Consider the following 14672-nt stretch of genomic DNA (forward strand, 5'->3'; position numbering starts at 1 on the left):
CGCCCCCCGCCGGGGGGGGGGGGTTTGGGGGGGGGGCCGGGGGCGGCCCCCCGCGCCGCCGCCCCCCCCCCCCCCCCGCCCCCCCCGCCCCCCCCCCCCCCCCCCGCCGCCCCCCCCCCCCCCCCCCCCCCCCCCCCGGCCGGTGTTCCAGCGACTGTTCGGCAGTCGTCGTGCGTAGGACTGCTCAGCAGTCGTAGTACATGGCGAACTCGTGCGGGGTCGGGCGCAGACGCACCGGGTCGACCTCGTTGGCGCGCTTCCAGTCGACCCAGGTGGAGATCAGGTCGGGCGTGAAGACGCCGCCGTCGAGCAGATAGTCGTGGTCGGCCTCGAGCGAGTCGAGCACGGCCGGCAGGGAGCCGGGGACCTGCTTGACGTCGCCCCACTCCTCCGGCGGGAGGTCGTAGAGGTCCTTGTCGATCGGCGTCGGCGGCTCGATCTTGCTCTTGATGCCGTCCAGGCCGGCCATCATCATGGCGGAGAAGGCCAGGTAGACGTTGGCCGACGGGTCCGGAACGCGGAACTCGACGCGCTTGGCCTTCGGGTTGCTGCCGGTCACCGGGATGCGGGTGCAGGCGGAGCGGTTGCGCTGCGAGTAGACCAGGTTGACCGGCGCCTCGAAGCCGGGCACCAGGCGACGGTACGAGTTGACCGTCGGGTTGGTGAAGGCCAACAGCGACGGGGCGTGGTGCAGCAGACCGCCGATGTACCAGCGGGCCATGTCGGACAGGCCGGCGTAGCCGGTCTCGTCGTAGAACAGCGGCTCACCGTTGAGCCAGAGGCTCTGGTGGGTGTGCATGCCGGAACCGTTGTCACCGAAGAGCGGCTTGGGCATGAACGTCGCGGTCTTGCCGTTGGCCCAGGCCTCGTTCTTCACGATGTACTTGAAGAGCTGGAGCTGGTCGCCGGCGTGCAGCAGCGTCGAGAACTTGTAGTTGATCTCGGACTGGCCGGCGGTGCCCACCTCGTGGTGCGAACGCTCCACAGTGAAGCCGGTGTCGACGAGACGGCGCACGATGGAGTCGCGCAGGTCGGCGTAGTGGTCGACCGGGGGCACCGGGAAGTAGCCACCCTTGTACGCGGTCTTGTAACCGCGGTTGCCGCCGGCCTCCTCGCGGCCGGTGTTCCACGCGCCCTCGATCGAGTCGATGTAGTAGAACGACTGGTGCGCCGAGGTCTCGTGGCGGATCGAGTCGAAGATGTAGAACTCCGCCTCGGCGCCGAAGTACGCGGTGTCGGCGATGCCGCTGGCCGCGAGGTACGCCTCGGCCTTCTTCGCGACGTTGCGCGGGTCGCGGGTGTACGCCTCGCGGGTGAACGGGTCGTGGATGAAGAAGTTCAGCGCGAGAGTCTTCTGCGCGCGGAACGGGTCGATGAACGCGGTGGCGACATCCGGGAGCAGGAGCATGTCCGACTCGTGGATCGCCTGGAAACCGCGGATCGACGAACCGTCGAACGCGAGGCCGTCGGTGAAGAGGTCGTCGTTGACGGACTCGACCGGCAGGTTGAAGTGCTGCATCACGCCGGGAAGGTCACAGAAACGAACGTCGACGAACTTCACGTCCTCGTTCTTGAGGTATCGCAGCAGTTCCTCGGGATTGGCGAACACACATCCTCCTGGCACGTCCACTGGGTGGCTAGGCTTCTGGCGACGCTAGGGCCGGGGGGTTGCCCGGCCGTGTCTCCGTTGTTTCTGCCGTGTTACGTCCCTCGCGCAGCGTCAGCGACGCTCCGGTCGACGCCTCGGTCCGCTGCGAACGCCGTACCGACTGTGCCAGTCTAGTGACATCTGATGCGTTTGGCCTGAATCGGCACACAGTGACGACGGCACCCGGCAGGCCCTCATTCCGGCGCGGATACCCTTGACCGCTGTGACCAATCCGCACACCCCGGCAGCGCCAGCCACCGACCCCACCTTCACCCCACCGACCCTCGGGCGGCGGTTCGGTGCCCTGATCATCGACTGGGTGCTCTGTCTGCTGGTGTCCAACTTCTTCGCCGATCCGGTACGCGACGACTGGGCACCGGTTTTGGTACTGGTCCTGGTGTACGGCTTCTTCCTCGGCCTGTTCGCCCAGACACCCGGCATGTACATCACGAAGATCCGCTGCGTGAACTGGCACGACGGCGGTCGGATCGGAGTGCTCCGAGGGCTGATCCGGGGGTTGCTGCTGGCCCTCGTCGTCCCCGCGCTGATCATGGATGAGCACCGCCGGGGGCTGCACGACCGACTCGCCGACTCGGTCATCGTCGACGCCCCCCGTAGCTGAACCGCCCCTCGGCGTCCCCAAAACGCCTGAACCGAGCCTCGACCTCCCCAAGATCGCGCCTGGGCCGAGTCTCGGCCTCCCCAAGATCGTGCCCGATCATTGATCTAGTGGCCTGCACACGGCGGAGGCCCCGACTCCCACGTTCGAGCACGATCATGACTCTGCCCGCGCCGGCCCCGCGCCCGCGTCGCCAAGATCCCGCAACATCAGGGATGTTGCTGTCTCGCCCGCGGGGCGCGGGGCGGCATGGGGGAGTACACGAAGGAGCCGGACCCGCCAGGGTCCGGCTCCTTCGACGCGTACCTCTTGGGGGTCAGCGGCCCCGCGACTGGCGGAAGGCGCCCGGCGGACGCATGTTCTTCGGGATCGCGCCCTTGGGCATCTGCGGTCGGGCGGTGAGGGCCTTGAGTCGCTTGTCCAGCGAGTTGACGTCCTTGCCGGAGAGGGCGCGGGGCAGGCGCAGCAGCGTGGTGCGGAGCTTGCGGATGGGCAGCTCGCCCTCGTCCTGCCCGATCACGTAGTCGTGCAGGGGAGCGGAGCCGATCACCTTGGACAGCCGTCGCTTCTCCTGGCCGAGCAGCCCGCGCACCCGCTGCGGGTTGCCCTCGGCCAGCAGGATCACGCCCGGACGGCCGATCACCAGGTGGACCATGTCCATCTGGGTGGTCGAGCTGACCGCCGGGGTCACCCGCCAGTCGCCGCGCATGTTCTCCATGATCTGCGCCGCCGCGCCGGGTTGCCCCTCGGCGGCGTTCATCATCGCCTTGTTGGACCGCAGGTTGAGCACGATCAGCACCGCGAGCAGGACGAACAGGATGCCGATCGGCAGCCAGATCCAGCTCCAGAGGATGACCGCGACCACGGTGAGCGCGAGCGGGATCAGCACCGCGGCGGCGACCAACGGCGCGAACCACCGGTCCTGCTTGGCGGTGAACTGGAACACCATCCCGATCTGCTTCAGCCGCTGGCCGAACGAGACCTTCTCCTGGGGCTTTGCCATGCCAAAGAGTCTAGTGGTCGCCGCCTGCCCCGTTGATCCGCGTCCGGGTGCCGGGGCAACTGAGTACCTTACGTCGCCTGCGGCTCCCGAACCGGACGGGTAAGGAGGGTGCCGACCGGGAAGATGAGGCATCGTGCCCATGCCCGGGTGGGGCCTTCGCGCGAAGAGTCGTCAGCAGCAGACGACGACGCCACGAAGGAGCCCGACATGTTCGGCAACGACGCAGACTTCCTGCTCACCCTGCACCGTTCCCACGCCGCCGAGTTGCGCGCCGACGCGGCCGCCGACCGGCTCGCCCGGTCGCTGCCCCGTCCGGTCAGCCGCGGGTGGTTGGGCCGGCGCCGGCAGGCCGGTCGCACCAGCGACGCCCGCCGGTGACCACACCCAACGCGGCCGCCACGTTCACCGCGCCCAACGCGGCCACCACGTCGACCGTGCCCAACGCGGCTGCCAGGGTCACCGCGTCGGCCGGAGGTGTGGCTCGACCGGAGCCGTCCCCGTCGCCCGGCCACCGGCCGATCGGCGGGGACGGTGGGGCGGGCCGCCATGGCATGCTCGACCATGTGACCGTACGCGCCGCCAGTTCCGTCCTCGTCGGGCGTCACCGCGAGATCGCGGCACTACGGGACGCGCTGGGTCGGGCGCGGGCCGGGGAGCCGACGACGGTGCTTGTCGGCGGCGAGGCGGGTGTGGGTAAGACCCGGCTGCTGGAGGAGTTCGCCGGCTGGGCCACCGAGGGCGCGGCACGGGTGCTCGTCGGCCAGTGCCTGGAACTGGGCGAGGCGGGTCTGCCGTTCGCGCCGTTCGCCGCCGCGCTGCGTGCGGTGCTCCGCGCCGACGGTCCCGAGGTCTTCGCCGGCTACGAGGCGGAGTTCGCCCCGCTCCTGCCGGAGTTGGGCCGCGTCTCCGCGACGCTTGCCACCGCACGGGCCGTCCCGCTCAGCGACGCCCCGCGCGGCTACCTGTTCGACCTGGTCGCCGAGCTGTTCCAACGGCTGGCCGATGTACGCCCGCTGGTCCTGATCATCGAGGATCTGCACTGGGCCGACCGCTCCACCCGTGACCTCATCGGGTTCCTCGTCCGGGCGGCGAGGCCGGCCCGGCTGCTGCTGGTCTGCACCTACCGCACGGACGAGTTGCAGCGCGGGCACCCGCTGCGCCCGTTCCTCGCCGAACTGGACCGGGCCCGGGGCGTGGAACGGGTCGAGCTGGGCCGCCTGGACCGTGACGGCACCGGCGCGATCCTCGCCGACCTGCTCGGCGTCGAACCGCTCGCCCGGGCCGTCGACGATGTGCACGACCGCACCCAGGGCAACCCCCTCTTCATCGAGGAGTTGGCCGTCGCCGGCGACCCGGTCGGCTGCGCGGCGCTCCCCGAGACGCTGCGTGACCTGCTGCTGGCCCGGGTGGACCGACTGCCCGAGCCGGCCCAGCGGGTGTTGCGGATCGCGGCGGCCGGCGGCACCCGTTTCGCCCATGACCTGCTCGCCGAGGTCGCCGGGCTGCCCGAGGCCGAATTGGAGGACGCGTTGCGCGCCGCCGTCGCCGCCCAACTGGTCGTGGCCGACCGGGACGGTGACTACGAGTTCCGGCACGCGCTGGTCCGCGAGGCGGTGCACGACGAGTTGCTTCCCGGTGAGCACGCCCGGCTGCACGCCCGCTTCGCCGCCGCCATCGAGGCCCAACCGCACCTGGTCGCCGCCGGCCGGGCCCCGGCCGAGATCGCCCACCACTGGTACGCCGCCCACGACCACCCGCGTGCCCTCGTCGCCGCCCGCGCCGCCGCGTGTGCCGCCGCCGACAGGTACGCGTACGCGGAGCAGCGCCGACTGTTGGAGCGGGCGCTGGAGTTGTGGGAGCTGGTGCCGGACGCCGCCGACCTGCTCGGCATGGACCATTTGGCGCTGCTGGAGCAGACGCTCAGCGCCGCGGTCACCGCCGGCGACTTCAGCCGGGCCATCACCCTGACCCGGGCCGGGCTGGCCGAGGTGGACGCCGACGCCGCGCCGCTGCGCGCCGCCCGCCTGCTGGATCAGCGGGGTCGACTGATGGCCGTGCTCGGCAAGAGCGACGGCAGTCGGGAGCTGGATGAGGCGTACCGGCTGGCGGCCGGGGGCCCGCCCGGCGTGGAGCGGCTCCGGCTGCTCGCCGACATCGCCACCCACCTGGTCAAGATCGATCCGCAGAAGGCGGCGCGGGTGGCAGCCGAGGCCGGTGCCGACGCCGAGGCTCTCGGCGAGCACGTGGCCCTGCTGTCGACGCGGATCGCGCTGCTCTGCCACGGCGAGCGGGACCTGACCGGTGGGCTGGCCGAGCTGGGCCGGGCGGCCGCCGCGGCCCGGGCGGCCGGGGACGCACCGACGCTTGTGCTCGCCATGGTGTTCGAGTCGGACATGCTCTGTGAGTTGGGCCGCTACGCCGAGTCCGCGCAGGCCGCCGAGGCCGGCGCCGCCGAGGCGCGACGGGTGGGGATCAGCCGCTCGACGGGGGCGTACCTGCTCTCCAACCGGGCGGAGGCGCTCATCGCGCTGGGACGGTGGGACGAGGCCGAGGCGGTCTGCGCGGAGGCCGCCCGGATCGACCTGTCCGGTGTCACCGGGCTGCACTGGCTCCAGTTGGGCGCGGGGCTGCGGTTGGCCCGCGCCCACCCCGGCGCCGAGGAGCTTGTCGACCGGGCGCTCACCTTCCTCGGCCGGCCCTACCTGTGGCCCAACCACCGCCTGCCCCTGCACGAACTGGCGATCGAGGCGGCGCTGGCCGCGGACGACAAGATCGAGGCGGTACGGGCGGCCCGTGTCGCGGTGGCCGACGAGAGTCTGCCGCGGCTGCCCCGGGAGGGCTGGCCGGTGCTCAGCGCCGCCGCGCGTACCGCAGCCCGGGTGAGTGACCGGGAGCTGGCAGCCGCCGTGGCGGCGCTCGCCACCGACCTGCCGGCGCGGCACCCGGCGGCCCGCGCGCACGCCGCCCAGGTCACCGCGCTGCTCGCGGTCGGCGACCAGGCGCTGCCGGCGTGGCGTACGGCGGTCGAGGCGTGGCGGGCCGACGGGCAGCCGTACCCGTTGGGGCGGGCGCTGCTGGCCCTGGCCGAGGTGACCGCCGCCGCCGGGGGCCGCGACGAGACGGCGGCAGCGGTCGTCGAGGCCACCGAGATCGGCCGCCGGTTGGGTGCGACGCCGCTGGTCGAGGCGGCCACCACCCTGGCGCGGCGGGTCGGCCTGCGCGGGGCGGCCGGGGGCGGGGCCGGCGCGGACCTGCTGACCGCCCGGGAGCGGGAGGTGCTGCGCCTGGTTGCGGAGGGGCACAGCAACAGCCGGATCGCCGAGCAACTGTTCATCTCGCCGAAGACGGCGAGCGTGCACGTCTCCCGGATCATCGCGAAGCTGGGCGTGACCAACCGGATGGAGGCCGCCGCCCTCGCCCACCGCCTCGGCCTGCTCACCGAGACCGCCGCCCCGCGCTGACGGCCCGCCGCGCCGCCGCGCTGAAGGGCCACCGCGCTGACGGCCCGCCGTGTCTCCACGGCCGCCGTGCCGCCGTGCCGCCGTGCCGCCGTGCCTCTACGCCGACGTGCCGCCGGCCGGCCGGCCCGCCACGCTGGAGGCCCGCCGCGCGGGCGTCCGTCGTCCGGTGTCAGCGCGGCAGGTAGATGCGCCAGCCGTCGACCGTGACCAGGTCGAGGCTGCCCGGCTCGGCGCGCTGTCGCTCGTCGAGCACGTCCGCCAGTGGGGAGCCGGTCGGCGCGACCCAGGCCGGTCTCGCCGCGCCGTCCACCTCGCGGCGGTACGCGGGGTAGCGGTCGAAGCCGGGGCGCAGGGTGTCGTCGACGACGGCACACACCACCCGTTCGGCGCTGGCGAAGGTGAGCCGGTTGCAGGTCCAGTAACCGGCTCGCACGTGCCGCACACCGAGCTGACGCAGGGTGCTCACCAACTCGGTGTGCCGGGCCTCGGCGGCCCGGGTCGCCGGCACTGTCTGCGCTGCCCGCCAGGTGGCGTGGGCGGCGGTGCCGAGCGTGGCGGCGAGCAACACCACCGCGACCGACCGGGCCAGCGTCGACCCGACGGCGTGCTCGCCGGTCGACGCGCGGCGCAGCCCGTGCCGAGCCGCCGCCCAAACCGGCCAGAGCAGTGCCGGCAGGGAGATGAGCAGGCAGGACAGGTAGCGGGAACTCTCCACCGGGGTGAGCCCGGCGGAACTGCTCACGGTGTACGCGCCGAGGGTGGTCACCGCGGCCAGCACGAGCGCCAGCCGAACCGCCGCCGCCACCCGGGCCGACACAACGCCGACAGCGGCGGGGTCGGTGGAGATCGGGGTCGGGCCGGGGCTGCGCAGGGCCCGCCAGGCGGTGACGCCGGCGATGGCCAGCAGCAGTGGCAGGACGAGCGCCCACCACAGCTGCCAGGTGGCGCACTGCCCGGGGGCGCAGAAGCCCATGCCCAGTCCGGGGCCGAGCACCAGAGCACCGTGCAGCCGGTCCGGCCAGCCGGCGTCGGCGTTTCCGCCGCTGGCCGCGAGGACGGCGTGCAGCGGGTTGCGTCCGGTCAGCGCGCTGTGCAGCAGCAGCGGGGCCGCCCCCAGCACGGCCGCCGCCCCGAGCAGCGCCCCGGCGGCACCCCACAGCTCCCGGCGGCAGAACCCGATGAGGACAGCGCCGGTGGCGGCCACGTACGGCAGCACGAGCGGGTCGACCCAGAGCATCAGCCCGGCCAGGAACCCCCACGCGGCCCAGCGCGCCAGCCGCCAACCGGGTCGCCCGGTGTCGGCCGTCCGCCCGTCGGGTCGCCGGGTGTCGGCCGTCCGCCGCTCCGGTCGACCGGAGGCGAGATCCACTGCGAGCAGGGCCAGCGCCACCCCGGCCGCGTTCATCTCGGGATAACCGCCGCCGGCGATGAGCTGGTTCTTGACGATCCGGTCGGAGCCCAGGGCCAGGAGTACGACCACCAGCAGCCCGAACCACCGGTCCCCGGTCAGTCGCAGCGTCAGCCGCCAGGCCAGCAGCAGGAACAGCGCGTACAGGGCAATCGTGGGCAGTCGCAGCCCGAGCAGCGACGGCCCACCGGCGAGGGCGAACCCCGGCGCGGCCAGGTACGCCTCGAGCGTGCCCATGTACTGCTGACCGTAGAACCAGACCGGGAAGCCCTCGCCCCGGGCGATGTGCAGCGCGGCCAACCCCATGGTGGCCTCGTCGCTGTTCGTCGGCGGCGCGGCGTTCAGCAGCAGCCAGAGGCGGTAACCCACCCCGCCGACCACGGCCAACCCGGTGAGCCAGCCGACCAGGCCGGCCGGTGCGCCCGGTCGCGGGCGGGGCGAGCCCGCACCGCGCGGCTGCTCGCGTACCCCGACGGTCATCACAGGATCATGACACCCGGGCGTGGAACGGCCGCGCGGCGCTGCCGGCGACGTCAGCTGACGACGGCGACCGAGGCGGCGGCGCGGGCGTCGATGGCCTGCTTGTAGAGCCGGCCGGCCCGGTACGACGAGCGCACCAGCGGCCCGCTCATCACGCCGGCGAAGCCAATCTCCTCGGCCTCCTCGCGCAGCTCCACGAACTCTTCCGGCTTGACCCAGCGGGTCACCGGGTGGTGGCGGGGGGTGGGGCGCAGGTACTGCGTGATGGTGATCAGTTCGCATCCGGCGTCGTGCAGGTCGCGCAGCGCCTGCGAGACCTCGGCCCGCTCCTCGCCCATGCCCAGGATGAGGTTGCTCTTGGTGACCAGGCCGTCGGCGCGGGCCTGCCGGATCACGTCCAACGAACGGTCGTAGCGGAATGCCGGCCGGATGCGCTTGAAGATGCGCGGCACGGTCTCCACGTTGTGGGCCAGCACCTCCGGGCGGGAGCCGAAGACCTCGGCCAACTGCTCGGGCACCGCGTTGAAGTCCGGGATCAGCAGCTCGACGCCGCAGCCGGGCTGCAGGGCGTGGATCTGCCGGACGGTCTCGGCGTACAGCCAGGCGCCGCCGTCGGGCAGGTCGTCCCGGGCGACACCGGTGATGGTGGCGTAGCGCAGCCCCATCGAGACCACCGACTCGGCGACGCGACGCGGCTCGTCGGCGTCGAACTCGGCCGGCTTTCCGGTGTCGATCTGGCAGAAGTCGCAGCGCCGGGTGCACTGGTCGCCACCGATGAGGAAGGTGGCCTCCCGGTCTTCCCAACACTCGTAGATGTTGGGGCAGCCGGCCTCCTGGCAGACGGTGTGCAGCCCCTCGCGCGAGACGAGCCCGCGCAACTGGGTGTACTCCGGGCCCATCTTGGCCTTGACCTTGATCCACGGCGGTTTGCGCTCGATCGGCGTCTCGGCGTTGCGCGCCTCGATGCGCAGCAGACGCCGCCCCTCAGGGGCTGCCGTCGCGGTGCGCGCTGCCTGGCCGGTCGTCGGCGCGGAGTGCTCGATCGTCACGAAAACGAGCCTACGCCGGACGGCAGCCGTCTATGTACGCCAGGCGACCGGCGTCACGCCCCAAACGTTGTGACGCCGGACACCGGAGTGTCGAAAATGTGCGTCACACGAGCGGGATTCGGGTGCTACGGTCACCGCCAACAGCGATGACGGAGCCGAGTAGCCCCCGACCCGCCAGTGCAGAGAGCCGCCGGTGCTGAGAGGCGGTCTGGCGCCGGGGTGCGAAGACCCTCCCGAGCTGCGGGAAGAACGGCGGCCACGCCAAGTAGATCCCGCCCGGCTGGCCCCGGTCACCAGGCGACGAACGAGGCCCCCGCTCCGGTGGGGGCGAAGGTGTGGTGGCACCGCGAGGTTCCCGCTCGCCCACACCTCCCTGGGGCTGATGCGACGCTTCGCCGCCCCGGGGCAGCGAAGCGTGGCGATCGACCGAGGAGCAACTCGCCATGCAACGAACCCTGTCCCACCACCTGCCCGCGCACGTCGGCACGACCGTGCGGATCGCCGGCTGGGTACACCGCCGCCGACTGCTCAAGTCGGTCGCGTTCCTGATCGTGCGGGACGCCGCCGGCCTGGCCCAGGTGGTCGTCACCGACCCGACCGTCCGCGCCGAGCTGGAGAAACTCACCGAGGAGACGGTCGTCGAGGTCACCGCGACGGTCACCGCGAACGACACCGCGCCCGCCGGGGTCGAGCTGACCGACCCGACGGTACGTCCACTCGGGCCGCCCGCCGTGCCACCACCGTTCGACCTGTACCGGCCGGCGCTCACCGCCAGCCTGCCCACCCAGCTGGACAACGCGCCCACCGCGCTGCGGCACCCCACCCGGTCGTCCGCGCTGCGGATCTCGGCGGCCGCGGTGGCCGGGTTCCGGGCCGCACTCGACGCCCACGACTTCGTGGAGGTCCACACGCCGAAGGTGGTCAGCTCCAGCACCGAGAGCGGAGCGAACGTGTTCGCGCTGGACTGGTTCGGCCGGCCCGCGTACCTGGCCCAGTCGCCGCAGTTCTACAAGCAACTGATGGTCGGCGTCTTCGAACGTGTCTACGAGGTGGGGCCGGTCTTCCGGGCCGAGCCGCACGACACCGTCCGGCACCTCGCGCAGTACACGTCGCTCGACGCGGAGCTGGGCTTCGTCACCGACCACCGGGACGTGATGCGCGTGCTGCGCGACACGGTGGCCGGGATGCTCGCCACCGTCGGCGAGCAGGCCGCTGGCGCACTTGCCACGCTCGGCGTCACCCCGCCGCAGGTGCCGGCGGAGATCCCGGCGGTGCACTTCACCGAGGCACTGACGATCGCCGGCGCACCCGCCGACGAGCCGGACCTCGCGCCCGCCCACGAACGCGCGCTCGGCGAGTGGGCCCGCCGCGAACACGGGTCGGACTTCCTCTTCGTCACCGGCTACCCGATGGCGAAGCGGCCGTTCTACACCCACCCGGACCCGGCGCGGCCCGCGTACTCGAACGGTTTCGACCTGCTCTTTCGTGGTCTGGAGCTGGTCACCGGCGGGCAGCGGCTGCACCGGCACGCCGACTACCTGGCGGCGTTGGCGGCCCGGGGTGAGCCGACCGGGCCGTACGCCGGTTACCTGGACGCGTTCCGGCACGGCATGCCGCCACACGGTGGCTTCGCCATCGGCCTGGAACGGTTCGTGGCCCGGCTGGTCGGTGCGGCGAACGTCCGCGAGGTCACCGCGTTCCCCCGTGACCTGCACCGGCTGACTCCGTGAGCGCAGCGGCCCCCGGCGGTAAGCCGGGGGCCGCTGCCTCAGACCTCGATGAGGGTGGAGAGTCGGCGCTCGACCACCGGCAGCACGTCGGCGACGCTGATCGGCCGACCAAGCTCGGCGGTGAGCGAGGTGACGCCCGCGTCCCGGATGCCGCACGGCACGATCCGGTCGAAGTACGTCAGGTCGCAGTCGCAGTTGATCGAGAAGCCGTGCAGGGTGACGCCCCGGGCCACCCGGATGCCGATGGCGGCCACCTTGCGGGCCGGCCCCCGGTCGTCCTCGGGCACCCAGACCCCGCTGCGCCCCTCGACCCGACCGGCGGTCAGCCCGAACTCGGCGCACACGTCGATGAGCAGCTCTTCGGTCCGGCGCACGTAGGCGACCACGTCCACCGGGTCGGGCAGGCGCAGGATCGGGTAACCGACGAGCTGCCCCGGCCCATGCCAGGTGATCTTGCCGCCACGGTCCACGTCGACCACCGGGGTGCCGTCCATGGGCCGGTCCCACGGTTCGGTGCGCTTGCCCGCGGTGTAGACGCTCGGGTGCTCCAGCAGCAGCACCGTGTCGCCGCGCTCGCCGGCCACCACCGACTCGTGCAGGCTCCGCTGCTCGTCCCAGGCGGCCTGGTAGTCGAGCAGGCCGGCACGGACGGCCGTCAGGCCGGGGGTCGTCGTCGTCACGGCAACCAGCCTAGTCCCGTCGGGGGCGATCATCCCTGGTGAGCCGCCTCACGAGGACGTCGTCGTGCCGGTCGCGGCATCGCTCGGCGGCTCGTCGTCAGGCCGGAACAGGGCCCATCGCAGCGCGGTGGCGGCGGACCCGGCGAACGATGAGAGCGATCACGAGCAGCGTCGGCACGGCCAGCGTCAGGTAGACCCAGAGCGGGGCGGCGAACGGTGACGGCCGGGGCTCCGGCCCACCGAACGCGGCCCGGGTCAGCAGGTCGCCCGGCACCATCAGGTCGGTCGACCCGACCGGCGTCGTCACCAGCACCTCGCGACCGCCCTCGGGCGACAGCACGGCGAGAGTGGCCTGCCGGTCCGTGTCCGCCTCCGTCCTGCTGACGAACCGCAGGAGCGGGTCGTCGCCGCGCCAGCCGACGATCCCGCTGACCGAGGTGCCGGCCGGCAGGGCCTGGCCGACCGCCTGACCGTTGCCGTGTCCAGGAACTCGACTCGCCAATTGCGCGCCGCCACCTGCTCGGCGGTGCACCTGAGGCCGGCGCAGCCATCGAAGGCGAGCAGCGCGAGCCGCCGGCCGTCGGGATGCCAGGCGGCGGAGCCGGCCAGCGGCCGTGGCCGCTGGAGCGCTGAGCGCGACGAGCCCCAGCGCGAGCCCGACGACTGTGGCACGCCGCAATCGCCCGCCGGTCGATTCCATCGGCCCATTAGACGCGATGACGGCCGGTCGTGATGCCCCGACCGGCCGCGTCGTGGTCTACCGATCGGTGGGCGGGATGCGCCAGAGCCACACGTCGTCGACCCGTTGCGGCTCGCCGAACAGGGCGATGCCGGTCCGTCGCAGCGCCTCCTCGTCGACCTCGAACTTCGCGCCGTGCACCTGGTCGGCGAGCACCACCGTCTCGATGCGCCAGTGCCGCAGGTCCGACTGGACCTCCTGGATCGTGCCGTCGGTGACGATCGGGACCAGCCCGGTGCGGCCCGCCTGGTCCATCAACGCGCTCAGTGTGCGCGGCACCGGGCCGATCCGGCCCCGCCCGTCCGGCCCGCCGGGGCCGAGGAAGAAGCCGCCCGGAATGGCGAACTCGCCCTGCCGGTGCGACAGCGCGTACGCCTGCCACCGCTGACCGTCCGGGTAGATGTCCACGGTGAGCGGCACCGGGGTCAGCACCCCGTCGGGCGAGACGTACTCCCGCCACGTGCCGGAGGTGATGAACCGCGGGATCGGCTCCCGTTCGTCGGTCAACAGCGGGGTGGGCAGCAGCGGCACCAGGGCCACCGCGAAGCCGAGCAGCCAGGCCAGCTCCGTGGAGCGGTGCCGGGGTGGCGCGGCGCGTAGCTGGTCGACGACGTACGCCAGCAACAGCCCGACCACCGGCGCGACCACCAGGGCCAGCCGGGCCGGCAGCGCGGCGTTCACCACCGGCAGTTGTCCCACCACGTCGAACGGCATGGGCAGGTCGGTGCGCCGGCCGTCGACCTTGGCGACCGGCCCGAAGGAGAGCACCGTGAAGATCAGCGCGAGGGCGCCCAGTGCCCAGAGGGTGGCCCGGCGGTGCGGGTCGGCCCGCCGCCACAGCGCGACGAAACAGACCACTGTCAGCACCAGCAGCGGGATGCCGAAGAACGAGTTCTCCTCGGTCGGGTTCGGTGCCAGCGAGGTGCCCAACCCGGCCTCGCCGGCAAGCGAGCGGCGCGGGAAGGCGGCGAACGCCGCGATGTCCTCGGAGTGGATCACCGGGTCGAAGCCGGTGCCGTGAAACCGCTGCGGCCCGGCGAAGTGCAACCACAGGGGGTACGACAGCAGCACGCCGGCGACCACGGCGGTCACCCCGAGCCCACGCACGAAGCTGGGCAGCACGGCGCGTGCCTCGGCGCGGTTGGCCGGATGCAGCGCCCAGACGGCGACGAAGACCCCCAGCGCCAGCGCGGTGAAGAAGAGCCCCTCCGCGGCGATCGAGAAGGCCACCGCGACAAGCACGCCGAGGATCAGCCCGTCGCGGAGCCAGTGCCCGACCCGGCGCAGCGCGAACAGCCGCCAGATCAGCAGCGGCACCAGCCAACCGGCGGTCCAGTTCAGGTGGGCGTTGCCGTGCGACACCATGCCGGGGGAGTAGGCGATGAACAGGGCGCCGACCCCGGCGGCCAGCCGGCTGCGGACCAGGTGCCGGGAGAGCAGCCAGTACCAGACCAGCGCGGTGGCGAGCAGGTTCAGGGTGAGGATCACCAGGAACGTGGCCGGTGGCCCGATCAGGTACGTGAGTGGGGCGAACACGACGGCGTACACCGTGACCGTCGTGTTGACCGCGAGGTTCACGCCGTCCGGGACGTTGATCAGGTAGGTGAAGAGCGGGTTCTCCCCGTGGGTGACCGCGTGCCCGCCGAAGGCCAGCAGCCACTCGAACAGCGCCTGGTCGCTGGAGTTGACGGTGATGGTGCGGGTGTTCGGGTCCCGCCACAGCCCACTCGTCACCCAGACGGCGAGCGCGAGCGCCACCAGCACGACGATCAGGTCGGCCCGGCGGTCCCGGACGACGCGCGGCGGTGACGCTGGTGCGGGCCCGGTGGCCAGCGACGGGGAGGACGGCACGCAG

The 14672-nt window shown here is 72.8% G+C and carries 11 protein-coding genes; 4 read left to right on the plus strand and 7 right to left on the minus strand.

From position 1 onward, the window contains the following. Positions 1-184: 184 nt before the first annotated feature. A complete protein-coding gene (gene glnA, locus AB0C15_RS31315) occupies positions 185-1609 on the minus strand; it encodes a type I glutamate--ammonia ligase (RefSeq protein ID WP_347659392.1) in 1425 nt (474 codons plus the stop codon). 262 nt (positions 1610-1871) lie between these two features. Between glnA and AB0C15_RS31320 the strand changes: the two genes are divergently transcribed. After that, complete coding sequence (locus tag AB0C15_RS31320) at positions 1872-2270, plus strand: RDD family protein (RefSeq protein ID WP_357358120.1); 399 nt, start codon at positions 1872-1874, stop codon at positions 2268-2270. Positions 2271-2583: 313 nt separating this feature from the next. On the opposite strand, the gene AB0C15_RS31325 is transcribed toward AB0C15_RS31320, so the two are convergent. Further along, complete coding sequence (locus AB0C15_RS31325; protein ID WP_357358122.1) at positions 2584-3270, minus strand: DUF4191 domain-containing protein; 687 nt, start codon at positions 3268-3270, stop codon at positions 2584-2586. Positions 3271-3477: 207 nt separating this feature from the next. Here AB0C15_RS31325 and AB0C15_RS31330 point away from each other — a divergent pair, with 207 nt between their 5' ends. Further along, the gene (locus AB0C15_RS31330) at positions 3478-3648 is read left to right on the plus strand and encodes a hypothetical protein (protein WP_357358124.1); all 171 of its coding nucleotides are present in this window, start codon (positions 3478-3480) and stop codon (positions 3646-3648) included. Next, on the plus strand, positions 3645-6731 hold the full coding sequence (locus tag AB0C15_RS31335; protein ID WP_357358126.1) for an AAA family ATPase: 3087 nt from the start codon (positions 3645-3647) through the stop codon (positions 6729-6731). Before AB0C15_RS31330 ends, AB0C15_RS31335 begins: the two co-directional genes overlap by 4 nt. Positions 6732-6900: 169 nt before the next feature. Here AB0C15_RS31335 and AB0C15_RS31340 read toward each other — a convergent pair whose 3' ends face one another. Beyond that, a complete protein-coding gene (locus AB0C15_RS31340; protein ID WP_357358128.1) occupies positions 6901-8619 on the minus strand; it encodes a hypothetical protein in 1719 nt (572 codons plus the stop codon). A 53-nt stretch (positions 8620-8672) separates the two neighbouring features. Continuing rightward, the gene (gene lipA / locus AB0C15_RS31345; RefSeq protein WP_357358130.1) at positions 8673-9668 is read right to left on the minus strand and encodes a lipoyl synthase; all 996 of its coding nucleotides are present in this window, start codon (positions 9666-9668) and stop codon (positions 8673-8675) included. A gap of 443 nt (positions 9669-10111) precedes the next feature. Here lipA and aspS point away from each other — a divergent pair, with 443 nt between their 5' ends. Further along, complete coding sequence (gene aspS, locus AB0C15_RS31350; RefSeq protein ID WP_357358132.1) at positions 10112-11398, plus strand: aspartate--tRNA(Asn) ligase; 1287 nt, start codon at positions 10112-10114, stop codon at positions 11396-11398. Positions 11399-11436: 38 nt separating this feature from the next. On the opposite strand, the gene lipB is transcribed toward aspS, so the two are convergent. The 3 genes from lipB to AB0C15_RS31365 form a co-directional block, all read right to left on the minus strand. Continuing rightward, the gene (gene lipB, locus AB0C15_RS31355; protein ID WP_357358135.1) at positions 11437-12078 is read right to left on the minus strand and encodes a lipoyl(octanoyl) transferase LipB; all 642 of its coding nucleotides are present in this window, start codon (positions 12076-12078) and stop codon (positions 11437-11439) included. 97 nt (positions 12079-12175) lie between these two features. Then, positions 12176-12580 carry a hypothetical protein gene (locus AB0C15_RS31360; protein ID WP_357358137.1) on the minus strand — a complete coding sequence of 135 codons (405 nt, stop codon included), beginning with the start codon at positions 12578-12580 and terminating at the stop codon, positions 12176-12178. A 255-nt stretch (positions 12581-12835) separates the two neighbouring features. Further along, entirely contained in the window at positions 12836-14668 is a 1833-nt protein-coding gene (locus tag AB0C15_RS31365; RefSeq protein ID WP_357358139.1) for a DUF2079 domain-containing protein, read from the minus strand. Positions 14669-14672 lie beyond the last annotated feature (4 nt).

This window comes from Micromonospora sp. NPDC048835, assembly GCF_040649995.1.
Taxonomy (GTDB): domain Bacteria; phylum Actinomycetota; class Actinomycetes; order Mycobacteriales; family Micromonosporaceae; genus Micromonospora.